The sequence below is a fragment of the Rhizobium aethiopicum genome (assembly GCF_014197535.1).
GTDB lineage: Bacteria > Pseudomonadota > Alphaproteobacteria > Rhizobiales > Rhizobiaceae > Rhizobium > Rhizobium aethiopicum_A.
The window spans coordinates 623092-638849 of record NZ_JACIFV010000001.1 but is presented as its reverse complement, the minus strand read 5'-3'; the positions used below and the strand labels follow the sequence as shown (position 1 = coordinate 638849).

The following is a 15758-nucleotide window of genomic DNA, read 5'->3' as shown; positions in this document are numbered from 1 at the left end:
TCCACAAATGGCATCGGAAGCCCTCCCTCCGACACACTATGACTTGTCGACCATCAACCCGGTTCATTCTGTCAGGCATCAGCCCGGGCTGTACCCCGCTACAGCAGCGTCCCGCTGAGGATGAGCAGCGCCACCGAGAAATAGATGACGAGGCCGGTGACATCGACCAGCGTGGCGACGAACGGGGCCGAGGCGCTGGCCGGGTCAAGTCGGAGTTTCTGCAGCACGAAGGGCAGCATCGAGCCGCAGATCGAGCCGAAGGTGACGATGCCGATCAGCGCGGCGAACACTGTGACGGCGACCATCGGCCAGTGCGGGCCGTAATTGTAGAGCCCGGCCGACTGCCAGAAGACGATGCGGATGAAGCCGACGAGGCCGAGGATCGCGCCGAGCACGATGCCGGTCGGCAGTTCGCGGAACAGCACTTTCCACCAGTCCGAAAGCTTCAGCTCGCCGAGGGCTAAGGCCCGGATGATCAGTGACGTCGCCTGCGAACCGGAATTGCCGCCCGAGCTCATGATCAGCGGGATGAACAGCGTCAGCACCACGGCCTTTTCCAGCTCGCCTTCGAAATGCTGCATGGCGCTCGCCGTCAGCATCTCGCCGAGAAACAGGGCGGCGAGCCAGCCGGCCCGCTTGCGGATCATGCCGGCGAAGCCGATCTTCATATAGGGCTGACCGAGCGCCTCCATGCCGCCGAACCTCTGGGCCGCTTCCGTGGTGTCCGAGATCATCGTATCGATGACGTCGTCGACCGTGACGATGCCGAGCACCTGCCCATGTTCGTCGGTCACCGGCAGGGCAAGCAGGTCGTGCTTGCGGATCAGCCGGGCGACGTCCTCCTGCTTCATCAGCGGATCGGCCGAAACTGGAGCGCCTTTCTGAGCGACCGTGAGGATGGAGGCATCCGGCTCGCCGGTGATGAGACGGCGCAGTGTTACTACATGCATCAGCGCATGGCTGACCTCATCGAGCACGTAGATGGCGTAGACCGTCTCGCGCGAACGTTCGACCTGGCGCACATGATCGAGCGTCTGGGCAACGGTCCAGCTATCCGGCACGCTGACGAATTCCGTGGTCATGATGCCGCCGGCCGTGCGCGGCGGATAGCCCATCAGGTGCTGGATAGCGACGCGCACCGGCTCATCGAGGCTGGAGAACAGCCGGGCGCGGGTCTCGCCGTCGAGTTCCAGCAGCACGTCGGCGACACGGTCGTTGGACATGCCGTGCAGCAGTCGTGCGGCGTCCTCGGCGCTGATCAGCGCGAGGATCTGTGCGGCGTTGCGAAGCTCCGGCCGGTCGAGAATGTTGACGGCATAGTCGAGCGGCATGCCCGACAGCACCCGCCCGGCGTCCTGAATGCTGAGCGCGTTCAACGCGTCGACGCGTTCGGCGATCGTTGCGCCGCGGCTGTTGTTGATGAAGGCGCGGGCGGCATGGCCTGCCCGAAGAGGGAAGCGATTGATATTCATGAGGCTCGCCTTTCCGTCGATCCGCCGTAGCGTCCGATCGGGCGAGCCGACAGGAGTCGGTCAGCGCACGAGGGCGGCCGCGTACGGCAAAGGCAATCGACTGCTACTGTCGCTTGGCATCGCTAAGATGACTCCGTTGAAATCCGTGGCCGACAGGTGCCGTCCAAGTGTATGCTAGGTGTTCCCGAACGCGGAAAAAGTCAAGCCGGCTAAATGCCTAACGCCAGAATGTCGCACCTGCGCGCGTTGCAGGCGGAGATCGCTACGCCATCTGCGTGCTGCGACGCTCCAAGCGGGCGGAGGCGGCGAAGACGAAGAGGCCAAGGAAGGACAATGCTGCGCCGACATAGCCGGTGGCCGCAAAACCGTAACCCCAGGCGATGACGAGGCCGCCGAGCCAGGCGCCGATCGCATTGGCGATGTTGAAGGCCGAATGGTTGGAAGCCGCGGCCAGCGTCTGCGCATCGGCGGCGACATCCATCAGCCGCGTCTGCAGCGCCGGCCCGGCGGCAAAACCGCAGCCGACGAGGAAGACCGAGAGGCCAAGCATATAGGGGTTGGCGGCGGTCAGCGAGAAGGTGGTCAGCACGACGATATTGTAAACGAGCGAGCCGCCGATCGTGCCGAGCAGCGATTTGTCGGCGAGCCACGAGCCGATGAAATTGCCGGCATTCATGCCGACGCCGAAGAGCACCAGCATGATCGGAACGGCTGTTTCCGGCAACATCGCCACCTCGGTCGTCGTCGCGGCGATATAGCTGAACATTGCAAACATGCCGCCATAGCCGACGGCGGCGATGCCGAGCGTCAGCCAGACCTGCGGTCGGCGGAACGCGCCGAGTTCGCGTGAGAAACTCGCCTCTTCGGAAACCCTGTCCTTTGGCACGTAGACCCAGATCAAGACCACTGTCAGCAGGCCGACGACGCCGACCGACAGGAACGCCACCTGCCAGTCGAGCGATTGGCCGAAAAACGTCGTCAGTGGCGTGCCGAGAAGCGTGGCGACAGTCAGTCCGAGCATGACGCGTCCGACAGCGCGTGCCCGCCGATGAACCGGCACCATCGAGGCGGCCACAAGCGCGGCGACACCGAAATAGGCGCCATGCGGCAGGCCGGTGATGAAGCGCAGCATGGTGAAGGCCTCGAAGGTCGGCGCCATGGCGCTCGATATATTGCCGATGGCAAAGACCAGCATCAGCGTCAAAAGCAGCGTGCGGCGCGCCATCTTCGCGGCAAGAACGGCGATGACGGGTGCGCCGACGACGACGCCGAGCGCATAGGCGCTGATGACGTACCCCGCCTGCGGCGTCGTCACCGAGAAGGTATCGGCGACATTGGGCAGCAGCCCCATGATTGCGAATTCGCCGGTGCCGATGCCGAAGCCGCCGCAAGCGAGCGCCAGCTGAACCAAAGCCACGGTCGTTGCCGATGGCAGTTCGTCATCCGGCCGGGTTCCAATGGAATCACTGATGGCGATCTCAGTCATGAGAGCTCCGTGGAAAGATTTTCTGCTTGGCAATAACCCCTGGCGTCGGCCGCGAGGCGATCGGGATAAATGGCGGGAAGTGGAGATGATCTCTCCGATATCCGATCTATCCGCAATGCAGCGGCCGGCGTCGAGTGCAATTTTCGCAGTGCAGGGTCCTGCTATGTGCATATATCCGTTGCAATATTTGCATTTCTGTCATTTCCTGCCGTGGAGGAGCGGCGCTTGAAATCGCCGGTGGCGCAACCATCTGAGGAGCAAGACAGGACCATTTCCGCGCCAGGAACGGGAGCCCTCATGAAGCTTGTAGGCTTTTTCAATCGCGACGGCGGTACCTTCAAGACCACCGATATGCTGGCCTACGAGAAGAGGGCGGAAGCGGCTTTCCGCGACGCCGGGCATGATTTCGACGCGATCGTTTTCTCGGGAAAGGAAATCATCCCCGCCATGGAGCGGGCGGCCAAACGCGACGATATCGACGGCATCGTCGCCGGCGGCGGCGACGGCACGATTTCGGCAGCGGCCTCCATCGCCTGGAAAAATGGCATCGCGCTCGGCGTCGTGCCGGCCGGCACCATGAACCTCTTTGCCCGCTCGCTGCGCGTGCCGCTCGACATCTGGCAGGCGCTCGACGTGCTTGCATCAGGCGAGATCGACAATGTCGATATCGCCAGCGCCAACGGCCGCCCCTTCATCCACCAGTTTTCCGCAGGCTTGCATGCCCGCATGGTGCGCTACCGCAACGCCTATAGCTATCGCTCACGGCTGGGCAAGATCAGGGCAAGCGCGAAGGCCGCTCTCGGCGTGATCTTCAATCCCCCGGAATTCGAGGTCGAGTTCGAGGCGGCCGGCAGGCGCGAGCGCCGCAGGGTCTCGGCAGTCTCTGTCTCCAACAATCCCTTCGGCGAAAATGCGCTGCTTTATGCCGATAATCTGAGAAGCGGCGAGCTCGGCTTCTATACCGCCAATCCGCTGAAGCCGCTCGGTGTAGCCCGCCTCGCCATCGATATGCTGCGTGGCAAGGTGCGCGAGAATGCCGATGTCATGGTGATGCATCCGGCGGAAGTGCGCTTGCATTTCCCGAAACTGCGCTCCAAGGCCAATTGCGTCATGGACGGCGAGCTGCTGCCGCTCGAACGCGACGTCTTGATCCGTCTGCATCCCGGCGAACTGAAGGTTCTCGTCAAGCAGGGTCTGGCGGCTCAGATCGATGCGGACGAGCGCCGCGAACCCGCGGCGTAAAAGCCGGAGGCTTCAGAGACGCGGCAGGTAGGTGCGGTAATCGAAGTCGGAGACCGTACGCAGATGCGCCAGCGCTTCCTTGCGTTTGGTGTCGCCGTAGAGCGTCTGGTACCGGGTACCGAAGATATCGGCGATGAAACGCGAGGTGCGGAAGGTCTCGACCGCGCTCAGGAAATCATGCGTCAGTCGCGTCGTATTGGCGGGCGTGTGCACGGGCGTCGTCTCCTCACCGGGATCGAGCTCGCGGTCGAGCCCTGCGAGCATGCCGCCGAGGATCGCCGCCAGCAGCAGATAGGGATTGGCGTCGGCGCCGGCGACGCGATGCTCGATGCGTGCGGCCGGTCCATCCTTTTCGGGGATGCGGATTGCCGTGCCGCGATGGCCGTTGCTCCAGCTCAGATCGACGGGCGCGAAGGAACCCGGCTGAAAGCGTCGGTAGGAATTGGCGAAGGGGGCGAAGACCAGCTGCGCCTCGCGCATGCTGTCGAGCAGGCCTGCCGTAACCGATTTCAGCAGCTTCGGCTCGCCGCCTTTGGCATCGAGAATGTTGCGGCCTTGTTCGTCGATGACGCTTACATGCACATGCAGGCCGGAGCCGGCATGATCGGAATAGGGCTTGGCCATGCAGGTCGATTTCAGCCCGTGGCGGCGCGCCGCCTGTTCGGCGATGCGCTTCAAGTAGAGGCAGTCGTCGGCGGCCGCCAGCGCATTGGCGCGGTGCATGAGGTTGACCTCGAACTGACCGGGCCCGAATTCCGCTGTCGTCGCGTCCGCCGGCAGCCCCTGCGCCTTCGCATAGGCCCTCAGCGTCTGCAGATAGGCGTCAAGCGCATCGACGGCGCTCATGTCGTAGAGCTGGAAACCGTTCGGTTCGCCGCGATAGGTGAGGCTTTCGGGCGGGGAAGGGCGCCCGGTCTCGCGCCAGTCTCCCGACATCACGTAGAATTCCAATTCGGTCGCGACGACAGGCGTCAGTCCGCGCAGCCTGTAGCGCTCGACCATCGAGGCAAGGATCGCGCGCGGATCCATGAAGCTCGGCGTGCCGTCGAATTCGCACATAGTGGCCAGCACCTGCATGGAGCCCTCCGGCGCCCAGGGGATCGGCGCGAGGCTGCGGCGGTCGGGAACCACCATGCCGTCGGGATCGCCGATCGTCAGCGACAGACCGGTGATGTCGTCATTGTCGTCGCCCCAGATGTCCAGCGATTGCGTCGAGGTCGGCAGGCGGATTTCGCCGGCCCAGACCTTGCCTTCGCTGCCGGAAGGAAGCTGTTTGCCGCGCAGCTCGCCGTTCATGCCGACGATCAGGATCTCGAAACGCGGGTCTCCATCGGCCTTGCCGTCCATCCTGTCGTTCGCCATGACCTTGAAAATCCTCCGGGACAAGGCCAAGCTCCTAGCCCATCGAAAGCAGCCTTTCAATCCGCGAGGGTCTTTTACCAGTCATGCCCGATACTTACCCGCCCTCCAATCTTGCTGCTATCGACGCCGCGCACCATCTGCACCCCTTCGCCGACATGAAGAAGCTGAATGCCGAGGGAACGCGCATCATTCAGCGCGGCGAGGGCGTCTACATCTTCGATAGCCAAGGCAGGAAATATCTCGACGGCTTCGCCGGTCTCTGGTGCGTTAATATCGGTTACGGTCGCAGGGAGATTGCTGAGGCCGTCGCAAGGCAGATGAATGAACTGCCCTATTACAATACCTTCTTCGGCACGACCTCGATGACGGCGACGCTGCTAGCGCAGAAGGTTGCGTCCCATGCCGGCGAACGGTTCAACCATATCTTCTTCACCGGCTCCGGTTCGGAAGCGAACGACACCTGGTTTCGCATGGCCCGCGTCTATTGGAGCGCCCTCGGCAAGCCATCGAAGAAGATCGTGATCGCGAGGAAGAACGGCTATCACGGTTCGACCGTTGCCGGCGCCAGCCTCGGCGGCATGAAATACATGCACGAGCAGGGCGATCTGCCGATCCCGGGTATTGTCCATATCGGTCAGCCCTATTGGTACGGCGAGGGCGGCGATCTCTCGCCCGCCTTATTCGGCCTCAGGGTCGCGCGTGAGCTGGAAGCGAAGATCGATGAGCTCGGCGAAGAGAATGTCGCCGCCTTCGTCGCCGAACCGGTGCAAGGGGCTGCCGGCGTCATCATCCCACCTGAGACCTATTGGCCGGAGATCGACCGCATCTGCAAGGCGCGCAATATTCTGCTGGTAACCGACGAGGTGATCTGCGGTTTCGGCCGTCTCGGCGCCTGGTTCGGCCATCAGCATTTCGGCGTCGAGCCGGATCTCGCGCCGATCGCCAAGGGACTGTCTTCCGGCTATCTGCCGATCGGCGGCGTGCTCGTCAGCGACAAAATTGCCGACGTGCTGATCAACGAGGTCGGCGACTTCAACCACGGCTTCACTTATTCCGGCCATCCGGTCTGCGCCGCCGCCGCACTCGAAAACCTGCGCATCATCGAAGAGGAGAGAATGGTCGAGCGCGTGCGCGACGATATCGGTCCCTATTTCGGCAAGGCCTGGGCAGCGCTCGCCGAACACGATCTTGTCGGCGAGGCAGTCAGCATCGGCCTGATGGGCGGCCTGCAGCTTACTGCCGACAAGAGCGCGCGCAGCCGTTATGAAAAGCCCGATCAGGTCGGTACGCTGGTGCGCAACCACGCACTGGCGAACGGCCTCGTGCTGCGCGCCACCGGCGACCGTATGCTAGCCTCGCCACCGCTCGTCATCAGCCACGCCGAGGTGGACGAGATGGCGAGGATCACGAGGTTGGCGTTGGATGCGGCCTGGAAGGAGATGAAATCCTGATTTCGTTCAGCCCGGCTGGTTGATCCAGGCATAGCCAAAGCGATAGCTGTCCTTGCCGCGGCCGTAGAAATAGGGAACGTCGATCACCGACATCCCAGGCGCGGAGGCGCCGAGATTGCCCTGGAGCCATTGCGCCATATCAGGCGGCAGCGCTTCGCTGCCTCCGTTCGGCGGTATCAGCCAGACAAGGAGAAGCGGTCGCCGGCCGGTCAGATCCGGATGGAAGCCGGGATAATCGACGGAGAGGACCGGCACCCCGGGAATATCCTGCCTGAGATTGCCGGCAAGCAGGCTGTCGCCGGCAAGAATTGCCGCCGGTTCCGCCTGTTGGCGCAGGTTTCCCAGCATCGTAGCATAGGGTCTGTTCAATCGTTCGTAATGACCGGTGAAGCGTGCCGCCGCGACGCTGCCGTAAAGGGCGGCCGGCACGCCGATCATGATGATTGCGACGACGGGCATGAAGCGCCGGAATGCCTCGTCGGTTTCCGCGCCCGCCGCCTCGATCTTGAGGCAAAGATAGAGCGGCACGATGAAGAGCATCGGCACCAGCCAGCGATCCTTGATGCCGGCCGCGCCGCCGAAGACGATCAAAAACAAAATGCCGATGACGAAGACAAGCATCATCCGCTCGAGAAGCCCGGTCCATTCCGATCGAGCGGCGAACGCTGCGCGAAGCTTCTTGCCGAAGACAATCGCGAACACCGCCACGGTCAATCCAGCGAAGCTGATGACCGAGAGAGCGAGCGAGCCGATGCCCATGGCGACCTGCATGGAATAACTCGCATGGCCGCTCGCGGTCATCTTCTCCAGCGTGCGCGCGGTTGCGAAATGGAGATTGTCCTTGAGCCAGAAGAGATGCGGCAGGATGATGACGAGCGCCACGACCGCGGTCAGCGCCAGCCGCCGGTCGAAGATCCGCGGCCGCAGGCGTGCATCAGCCAGCGCGGCAATCAGGGCCGCCGCCGGCAGGATGGCGAAATTATACTTGGCAAGCAGGCCGAAACCGATGCCGATACCTGCAATCAGATAGGAGGCGAGGCTTGGCTGCTTCAGGCTGCGGACGAAGCCGTAGAAGAAGATGCTGGCTGAAAAGAAGACGGCGACCGTGTGCGTCAGGTCCCGCTGCATCTCGAAAACCATCTGCGGGATTGTGAGCAGCCCGAGTGTTGCGATCGCCACGAGCGCCTTGTCGCGCAGGACGAGCCGCGCCGTCAGGCCATACAGCAGATAGGAGGTGAACAGCAGAAGGTTCTTGACGACGGACAGGGCGGCAAGCGAGACGCCGGCAAACTGGAAGACGGCATATTGCAGCCAATTGTAGAAGGGCGGCTGCGGGCCATAACCGGCGGCGAGCCATTGCGAGCGAAAGGCCTGCTCGGCCTCGTCGAGATCGAGCGAATGCGATGTCGCCAGCCTCACACCGATCTGAAGGACGAAATAGGCGGCCAGCAAGATGAAAATCCACCTGACGTCACGAAGGCTCGTCTCGCTCATCTATCTCGCTCCCGGCCGAACCCAGGCATAACCGAGTGCGAAATTATCGCCCTGGCGGCCGAAATGATAGGGAAGCGACAAGGCGCCGATCTCCTGCGGTGCGATATCGGCCGCCGCCAGCGCCGACGAAAATCGCTCCGGCATGACCGCATCCGCGGCCGTCGCCGTCTTCTTGCCGCGCCAGACGATGAGCACCGGCCCGTCCGATGTCGCATAGGCCGGAATGCCGGGTGCGGGGAAATCCGGGATCACCACGGGCAAGTCAGGAAACTGCAGGCGCATGTTGCCGCCGACATAGGTATCCGAGGCGATCACCAGCGCAGGTTCGGCCTGCCGCGTCATATCGTGCGCGAGATCGGCCATCGGCACATTAGGCCTGCTGTAGGTGCCGATCAGCCCGGCGCCGACGACGCGGAAGCCGAGCGCGACCAGGACGCAGGCCATCAGCACCGGCACGACGGGCCGGAAGCGGCGCAGCCCGGCGGAAAGGTCGAGCCCGGCCGCCTGCATCTTTGCCAGGAAGTAGATCGGCAGCACGAGCAGGAACGGGTCGAGCCAGCGTTCACGCACTGTCGTGGAGCCGGTGAACAGCACGATCAGAAGAATGCCGGCGAGGCTCGCGAGCATCATTCGCTCCAGCATCCCCGTCCAGCGGTTTCCGGATGAGAGCGCCCGGAGGAAATCGCGGCGGAAGGCGGCGGCGAAAATGGCGACGGGCAGCGCTGCAAAGGCGATGATGGCGATGAGAAAGGCAAGAATGCCTTTGCCGATTCGCAAGGCGCCGGCCGGTTCATTGCCCGCGGCCATCTTGACCAGAGTATCGGAGGAGGCGAATTCGAGGTTGCTCCGCAGCCAGATCGCATGCGGCAACACGATGACGAGCGCGACGGCGATCGCCGCCAGGATACGCCAGTCCAGCGCCCTGCGCCGCCATTCGGCATCGGGCAGGATGGCGATCAGCGCCACGGCGGGCATCAGCGCAAAATTATATTTCGAGATCAGCCCGATGCCCGTGGCGAGTCCGAGCAGGAGGTAGCTGCCGATGCCGGGTCGCTCGAGCGTTCGGAAGAGGCCGTAGAGGAAGAGCGAGCTTGCAAAGAGCAGCGCCGTCGTATGGGTCAGATCCTGCTGCGCCATATAGGAGACCTGGGGCAGGGTGATCAGCGCCATCATCCCGACGGCGGCAAGCTTCTGGTCCTTCAGTGCCTCGCGCCCGGCAAGGCCGTAAAAGAGGTAACACAGGAAGAGCAGGATGTTCTTCGGGATGATAAGCGCGCTCATCGACAAGCCGGTCACCGAAACGACGGCATATTGCATCCAGTTGTAGAAGGGCGGCTGCGGACCGTAGCCCGCCAGCAGATATTGCGAGAAGAAGGACTGCTCGGCCTCGTCGAGCTCCAGCGCGTGCGGGAGCGCCAGTCGCAGCGCGATGTTCAGCACGAAATAGGCTGCAAGCAGCAGCGCCGCGGTTCTGATCGTCCTCGTCGCGCGGTCAAGCATCGTGCTGCCGGTTTACGCTTGGCTTTGATCGTCGAAGATCTGCCGCACGATATAGTTCGGGGAGGCATCGTCACGATAATAGGTGCGCGCGATCATTTCCGCCAGAATGCCGGTGGTGATCATCTGCACCGACGAAAGCAGCAGCACGACGCCGACCATCAGCATCGGGCGTGTGCCGATATCGTTGCCCAGGATGAACTTGTCGAAGCCGAGATAGAGCAGGATCAATATGGCAACCGCGCCGAGACCGAGACCGAGCGAGCCGAAGAAATGGCCGGGCCTTGCCTTGTAGCGCATGAAGAACATGACCGACAGCAGGTCGAGGATGACGCGGAATGTGCGCGAGATGCCGTACTTCGAAACGCCGTGCTCGCGAGCATGGTGGGTGACGGCCATCTCGCCGATGCGCGAGCTCGGGACGACACCGGCCACCCAGGCCGGGATGAAGCGGTGCATTTCACCCATCAGCTTCACCTGCTTGATGATCGAGGCCCGGTAGATCTTCAGGCTGCAGCCGTAATCATGCAGCTTGACGCCGGTGATGCGACCGATCAGGTAGTTGGCGCACCATGACGGAATCTTGCGTAGGAACAGGCCGTCCTTGCGGTTCTTGCGCCAGCCGACCAGGAGGTCGAGTTGGCGCCGCTCCAGCTCGGAGACCATCGCAGGGATATCCTTCGGGTCGTTCTGCAGATCGCCGTCCATCGTCGCGATCAGCCGGCCGCGGGCGGTATCGATGCCGGCCTGCATGGCGGCGGTCTGGCCGAAGTTGCGCTGCAGCTCGACGATCCGGAGCGCCAGGCCCTCGCGGCCGACGAATCTGCGGGCGTTGACGAGCGTCGCATCCGTGCTGCCGTCGTCGACGAGGATCAGTTCCCAGCGATGCGGATACTCGGCCATCGCCGCAACGATGCGCTCGACCAGCGGACCGACGCTTTCCTCTTCGTTGAAAACGGGCACGACCAGCGACAGCTCGAGCGATTGTACCGGATCATTCGTGCCGCGAATGGGCTCTACCGTTGTCTGCAACTTTGCATCTCCAAAAGGCCGGGCGGCCTTGCAATCTTACTGCCGCCACCGCGCTTGCGGAAGCCTACTACATGAAGTGTCCGGCCGTTGCCAGCGGGCAATGCCGCTTTCCCCGCAATCGGCCGACTTGCCGCAACCCTACTTCGCGCCGCCTTCGACCCAGGAATACCCAATCGAGAACGTATGTTTGCCGTCACCGAAAAGATAGGGAAGGGTCAGCGTCTTCACCTCCTGCAGATGAATACCCGATTTCACGAGATCATCGGCAAAGTCGGGAGAAATGGTGGGGTCATTTGCGGTTTCTCCGCGCCAGACGACGAGCACAGGACCCTTCGCAGCCGCATATTCAGGTACCCCGGGGCCTGGAAAGAACGGGATCACGACGGGAACGTCGGGGAATTCCAGCTTCATGTTGCCGGCCACGAACTTGGTTCCCGCCACGATGAGCACCGGCTTGCGGGTCGCGGTCAGTTCGGCCACGTAGCCGGAGAAGGGCACGTTCGTTCTCGTATAAACGCCGGTATATTGCATGGCGACGATCCTGAGCAGAAGGATCGCCAGGATGACGACCATGAAGACCGGCACCACAGGCCGGAAGCATGCAAGGCCGGCGGAAAGATCGAAGCCTGCGGTTTCCAGCTTCAGGAACAGATAGATCAGCAGGACGAGCAGGCACGGGTCGAGCCAGCGCTCATGGATATCGCTTGCGCCGGCGACGATGACGACACCGACGAAGGCAAGCAGGCTGACGATCATCATCCGCTCGATGACCCGGATCATCGGGCTGGACGCGGAAAGCGCATGGAAGAAATCCCGTCGGAAGGCTGCCGCGAAGAGAACGATCGACAACGCGACGAAGCCGAGGACGGCGATGACGAGGGACAACAGCCCCTGTCCGATACGGGGAAGGCCAGCGGCGGCCTCGTGCTCGGCGGTCATCCGCTCCATGGTCGGGGCCGAAGCGCTGAGGAGATTATCGGGCAGCCAGAGCGCATGCGGCAGAACGATCAGAATGGCGATTGCGAACGCCGGCAGCAGACGCCAGTCGATCAGCCGGCTGCGCCACTTTCGGTCCACCAGGACTGCGACGAAGGTGGCAAACGGCAGAATGGCGAAATTATATTTAGAGATGAGGCCGATGCCGGTGGCGATGCCGATGACGAGATAGCTGCCGATCGTCGGCTGCCGAAGTGTGCGAAAAAAGCCGAAGAGGAAGAGCGAGGTCGCAAACAGCAGGGCAACGGTGTGGGTCAGTTCGCGCTGCGCCATCAGCCCGACTTGTGGCAGGGTGATCAGGCTCAGCATGGCGATGGGCGGGAGCAGACGGCTCTTCAGCACCTCGCGGGCAGCAAGCCCATAGAACAGATAGCAGCCGAAGAGAATGATGTTCTTCGGAACCGAGAGCGCCCACATCGTGATCCCGGTGACCGAGACGATGGCGTATTGGATCCAGTTGTAGAAGGGCGGCTGCGGGCCGTAGCCGGCCAGAAGATATTGCGAGTAGAACGATTGTTCCGCCTCGTCGAGATCGAGCGTATGGGGCAATGCGATGCGGAGCACGATGTTCAGCAGGAAATAGACTGCCAGAAAAATGCTCGCGCTCGTAATGTTTCTGGTAATGCGCTCCAACATCGATCTCCAAGTCAAGCCGGCAAGGCGCCGTGATCTGTCGGTCTGCCGCGGCGGTTGTCTGCCTTAAAGCGATCTCGCCGCCGTCGCTTCAACTCCGCCGTTGTGCCCAACCTTCATTTCTCCTAAAACGCCTGGCAATGGAGCCGAGGCTCATGCCGACGCCAAGCGAGGATTGCCTACTACATGAAGAGTTCGATCGTTGAAAGCCAGCAGTCCTGGTTTATGCGCAATCGCATGACGGCGCTGACGGTCGTAATTGTCGCAGCCTATGCGCTCTTCGTGCAATGGTTCTGGGGTTGGCCCGTCATCATCAGCCAATGGGCCGATGTCGGGGCAGGCCCGGTGATCGGCGCGCTCGTGGCGTTGACGAGCACCTATTTCCTGCGCACCTGGCGCATCTACGACTATTTTCCCAAGGAAACTGCGGGCCGGTTCGCGACCCTCTTTCGCGTCACCCAGATCCACAATCTCCTGAACATCATGCTGCCCTTCCGCACCGGCGAGACCAGCTTTCCGCTGCTGATGCGCACCGAGTTCGGCATCCCGCTGACCCGCGGAACCTCAGCGCTCCTGGTGATGCGGCTGCTCGACCTGCACGCCCTGCTGGCGGCGGCCGGCATCGGCTTTGCGCTCGCCGCGGCCGATGCGCTCGTCGCGTGGTCGCTTTGGGCGGTCTTCCTGCTGCTGCCGGTCGCAGCCTTCGCTGCACGCAAGCCGCTTCTGCGGGTCGCCGCCAGGCTGTTGCCTGATAAGGCGCAGAAATTCGTGGTCGAAATCGAAAACGGGCTGCCGCTCGATGCCGCGGCCTTTGCGCGCGCTTGGGCGATGACCATCGTCAACTGGCTGGTGAAGGTGATCGTGCTCGCTTGGGCGCTCGGCCTAATGGGTGTGTTGCCGATGGCGGCAAGCTTCGGCGGCGCGCTCGGCGGCGAACTCTCCTCTGTTCTGCCGGTGCACGCGCCGGGCGGCGTCGGCACCTATCCGGCCGGTATCACCGCCGGCGCCATTGCGCTCGGAGCCTCGAGCGAGCGGATGGCTCTGGCTGCGCTGGCGCAGGCAAGCGTCAATGCGCATCTCTTGATCATCGTCTCGGCGCTGACGGGCACCGCAATCTCACTGCCGCTCGGGCGCCGCGGCAAGCTCTGAAATCCGTTTTCGCAGAAAGGCCTGCTCCGGCTCCTGCCGGCAGAGCGACAGCGCCGTTTGATAGGCAGCGATCGCCTCTTCGGTGCGATCGAGCCTGCGCAGGAAATCGGCGCGCGCCGAATGGACGAGGTGATAGGCCTTGAGTTCCTGGCGCCCAAGAATGGCATCGATCAGATCCAGTCCCTTTGCCGGCCCTTCCGCCATGGCGATTGCAACGGCGCGGTTGAGTTCCACGATCGGCGATGGCTGCGCCGCCAGCAGCAGATCGTAGTAGAACGCGATCCGCCGCCAGTCGGTCTTTTCGGCGGTCGGCGCCCTGGCGTGCTCGGCAGCGATCGCTGCCTGCACCGTATAGGCGCCGAGCTCTGCCGCCCGCATCGCTTCGGCGAGCAGCGCCAGGCCTTCCGCGATTTTTGCATGGTCCCAGAGCGAGCGGTCCTGGTCGGCAAGCAGCACCAGCGACCCCTGCTCTTTGCTGCGTGCCAGGCGGCGGGACTCCTGCAGCAGCATCAGCGCCAGCAGACCGCTTGCGTCGGGATGTGGCAGCAGCGTCAGAAGCAGCCGCGCCAGCCTAATCGCCTCGGCGGTCAGGTCGGCGCGAACCACGTCTATACCTGACGAGGCGGAATAACCCTCGTTGAAGACGAGATAGATGACGTGCAGCACCTGATCGAGCCGCTGAGGCAGTGCGTCGCGGTCCGGCACTTCGTAGGGAATCTTCGCCGACCGAATCCTGTTCTTGGCGCGGACGATCCGCTGGGCGACCGTCGGCGCCGGAACGAGAAAGGCATGGGCGATCTCTTCGGTGGTCAATCCGCAGATTTCCCGCAGCGCCATCGCCGTCTGCGCGTCGGCGGGAATAGCGGGATGGCAGCAGGTGAAAATCAGCCGCAGCATGTCGTCTTCGATCGCTTCCATATCGCCGATCTCCGTTTCGTCGACGCTGTAGAGGCTGTCCTCGATGTGCTGCTGCGAGGCATCGAAGCGCGCTCGCCGCCGGATGGTGTCGATCGCCTTGAAACGTCCCGTTGAGACGAGCCAGGCGAACGGGTTACCGGGGATGCCATCCGTCGGCCATGTCCGGGCGGCCGCGGCAAAGGCATCCTGAAGCGCTTCCTCCGCCCGATCGAAATCTCCGAGCAGGCGGATTAGCGTCGCCAGCACCCGGCGCGAATGCTGTCGATAGAGGTCCTCGATCACCCGTTCCAAGTGCCTATCCTCACTGTGGCAGGGTGAGCGTTCTCACCGGCCGCAATTCGATCGCCCCGACCCGGACGCTTGGAATGCCCGCGACGACTTTGCGCGCCTCTTCGAGATCGGCGGCCTCGATGATGTAGATGCCGGCCAGATGTTCCTTTGTCTCGACATAGGGGCCGTCGGTCGAAGACAGAATGCCATGGCGCACTCTCAGCACCGAGGCGCTGTCAGGACCTTCCAATGCATCGGAATGGATCATGATGCCTTTGTGCTCGAGCTCCTCGTCATAGCGGAAATGCGCCCTCACGAGCTCATCGCCCTCGGCCTGGCTGAGTGTGCTGTCCGCGTCGGCGGGATTATAGATGAGGCAGACGAAGCGCATGGCTATTTCCCATCCTTGATCGAATAGGCCGGCCGGATTTCGATCGATGCATATTTGAGGATCGGGAAGGTGGAAATGATCGACTGTGCTTCCGCCATATTCTTGGCCTCGATCACCACGAAGCCGCCGAGATGCTCCTTGGTTTCGGCGAAGGGACCATCTGTGGCGGCGACGGAGCCGTTGCGAACCCTAAGCGTCACGGCCTGTTCCGGCTCATAGAGCGCCAGCGCGCTCAACATATGACCGCTGTCGCGCCAGTGGTCGTCACTGACGATGCATTCCTGCGTAACGGCCTCCCACTCCTCACGGGTGACACGTTTGCTCTTTTCGGTATCGAACCAGATCTGACCCAGAAACTTCATGAT

The 15758-nt window shown here is 62.8% G+C and carries 13 protein-coding genes; 3 read left to right on the top strand and 10 right to left on the bottom strand.

The genetic code is table 11. The features are described from left to right. Positions 1-98: 98 nt before the first annotated feature. Both mgtE and GGD53_RS03175 read right to left on the bottom strand, forming a co-directional pair. A complete protein-coding gene (gene mgtE / locus GGD53_RS03180) occupies positions 99-1472 on the bottom strand; it encodes a magnesium transporter (RefSeq protein ID WP_184453468.1) in 1374 nt (457 codons plus the stop codon). Positions 1473-1734: 262 nt separating this feature from the next. Beyond that, the gene (locus GGD53_RS03175) at positions 1735-2958 is read right to left on the bottom strand and encodes an MFS transporter (RefSeq protein WP_184453466.1); all 1224 of its coding nucleotides are present in this window, start codon (positions 2956-2958) and stop codon (positions 1735-1737) included. A gap of 297 nt (positions 2959-3255) precedes the next feature. On the opposite strand from GGD53_RS03175, the gene GGD53_RS03170 reads away from it, so the two are divergent. After that, positions 3256-4200, top strand: coding sequence for a diacylglycerol/lipid kinase family protein (locus tag GGD53_RS03170; protein ID WP_184453464.1), 945 nt, complete (start codon positions 3256-3258; stop codon positions 4198-4200). Between the two features lie 12 nt (positions 4201-4212). Here the strand turns inward: GGD53_RS03170 and GGD53_RS03165 are convergent, their stop codons facing one another. Next, positions 4213-5562, bottom strand: coding sequence for a glutamine synthetase family protein (locus GGD53_RS03165; RefSeq protein WP_184453462.1), 1350 nt, complete (start codon positions 5560-5562; stop codon positions 4213-4215). Positions 5563-5645: 83 nt separating this feature from the next. Between GGD53_RS03165 and GGD53_RS03160 the strand changes: the two genes are divergently transcribed. Continuing rightward, the gene (locus GGD53_RS03160) at positions 5646-7013 is read left to right on the top strand and encodes an aspartate aminotransferase family protein (protein WP_184453460.1); all 1368 of its coding nucleotides are present in this window, start codon (positions 5646-5648) and stop codon (positions 7011-7013) included. A gap of 6 nt (positions 7014-7019) precedes the next feature. On the opposite strand, the gene GGD53_RS03155 is transcribed toward GGD53_RS03160, so the two are convergent. From GGD53_RS03155 to GGD53_RS03140, 4 genes are all read right to left on the bottom strand, one after another. Further along, on the bottom strand, positions 7020-8507 hold the full coding sequence (locus GGD53_RS03155; protein ID WP_184453458.1) for an ArnT family glycosyltransferase: 1488 nt from the start codon (positions 8505-8507) through the stop codon (positions 7020-7022). Further along, positions 8508-10007: a glycosyltransferase family 39 protein gene (locus GGD53_RS03150; protein WP_184453456.1), complete on the bottom strand. Its 1500-nt coding sequence runs from the start codon at positions 10005-10007 to the stop codon at positions 8508-8510. It abuts the gene before it with no gap. Positions 10008-10019: 12 nt separating this feature from the next. After that, entirely contained in the window at positions 10020-11036 is a 1017-nt protein-coding gene (locus GGD53_RS03145) for a glycosyltransferase family 2 protein (protein ID WP_184453454.1), read from the bottom strand. A 138-nt stretch (positions 11037-11174) separates the two neighbouring features. Further along, complete coding sequence (locus GGD53_RS03140; protein ID WP_184453452.1) at positions 11175-12668, bottom strand: ArnT family glycosyltransferase; 1494 nt, start codon at positions 12666-12668, stop codon at positions 11175-11177. A gap of 183 nt (positions 12669-12851) precedes the next feature. Between GGD53_RS03140 and GGD53_RS03135 the strand changes: the two genes are divergently transcribed. Continuing rightward, a complete protein-coding gene (locus GGD53_RS03135; protein ID WP_184453450.1) occupies positions 12852-13814 on the top strand; it encodes a lysylphosphatidylglycerol synthase domain-containing protein in 963 nt (320 codons plus the stop codon). On the opposite strand, the gene GGD53_RS03130 is transcribed toward GGD53_RS03135, so the two are convergent. Genes GGD53_RS03130 through GGD53_RS03120 form a run of 3 tightly spaced genes read right to left on the bottom strand, consistent with a single transcriptional unit; the run spans position 13782 to position 15755 of the window. Further along, positions 13782-15023, bottom strand: a complete 1242-nt coding sequence (locus GGD53_RS03130) for an RNA polymerase sigma factor (RefSeq protein WP_184453448.1) — start codon at positions 15021-15023, stop codon at positions 13782-13784. The genes GGD53_RS03135 and GGD53_RS03130 overlap by 33 nt on opposite strands. A gap of 10 nt (positions 15024-15033) precedes the next feature. Then, entirely contained in the window at positions 15034-15393 is a 360-nt protein-coding gene (locus GGD53_RS03125) for a YciI family protein (protein WP_184453447.1), read from the bottom strand. Between the two features lie 2 nt (positions 15394-15395). Next, on the bottom strand, positions 15396-15755 hold the full coding sequence (locus GGD53_RS03120; RefSeq protein WP_184453445.1) for a YciI family protein: 360 nt from the start codon (positions 15753-15755) through the stop codon (positions 15396-15398). Positions 15756-15758 lie beyond the last annotated feature (3 nt).

What these genes read in the sequence shown, in the direction of transcription:
- GGD53_RS03135 (WP_184453450.1), top strand. Translation starts at nt 12,852, where the DNA reads ATGAAGAGTTCGATCGTTGAAAGCCAGCAGTCCTGGTTTATGCGCAAT.
- GGD53_RS03140 (WP_184453452.1), bottom strand. Translation starts at nt 12,668, where the DNA reads ATGTTGGAGCGCATTACCAGAAACATTACGAGCGCGAGCATTTTTCTG.
- GGD53_RS03165 (WP_184453462.1), bottom strand. Translation starts at nt 5,562, where the DNA reads ATGGCGAACGACAGGATGGACGGCAAGGCCGATGGAGACCCGCGTTTC.
- GGD53_RS03175 (WP_184453466.1), bottom strand. Translation starts at nt 2,958, where the DNA reads ATGACTGAGATCGCCATCAGTGATTCCATTGGAACCCGGCCGGATGAC.
- GGD53_RS03170 (WP_184453464.1), top strand. Translation starts at nt 3,256, where the DNA reads ATGAAGCTTGTAGGCTTTTTCAATCGCGACGGCGGTACCTTCAAGACC.
- GGD53_RS03125 (WP_184453447.1), bottom strand. Translation starts at nt 15,393, where the DNA reads ATGCGCTTCGTCTGCCTCATCTATAATCCCGCCGACGCGGACAGCACA.
- mgtE (WP_184453468.1), bottom strand. Translation starts at nt 1,472, where the DNA reads ATGAATATCAATCGCTTCCCTCTTCGGGCAGGCCATGCCGCCCGCGCC.
- GGD53_RS03155 (WP_184453458.1), bottom strand. Translation starts at nt 8,507, where the DNA reads ATGAGCGAGACGAGCCTTCGTGACGTCAGGTGGATTTTCATCTTGCTG.
- GGD53_RS03150 (WP_184453456.1), bottom strand. Translation starts at nt 10,007, where the DNA reads ATGCTTGACCGCGCGACGAGGACGATCAGAACCGCGGCGCTGCTGCTT.
- GGD53_RS03160 (WP_184453460.1), top strand. Translation starts at nt 5,646, where the DNA reads ATGCCCGATACTTACCCGCCCTCCAATCTTGCTGCTATCGACGCCGCG.
- GGD53_RS03120 (WP_184453445.1), bottom strand. Translation starts at nt 15,755, where the DNA reads ATGAAGTTTCTGGGTCAGATCTGGTTCGATACCGAAAAGAGCAAACGT.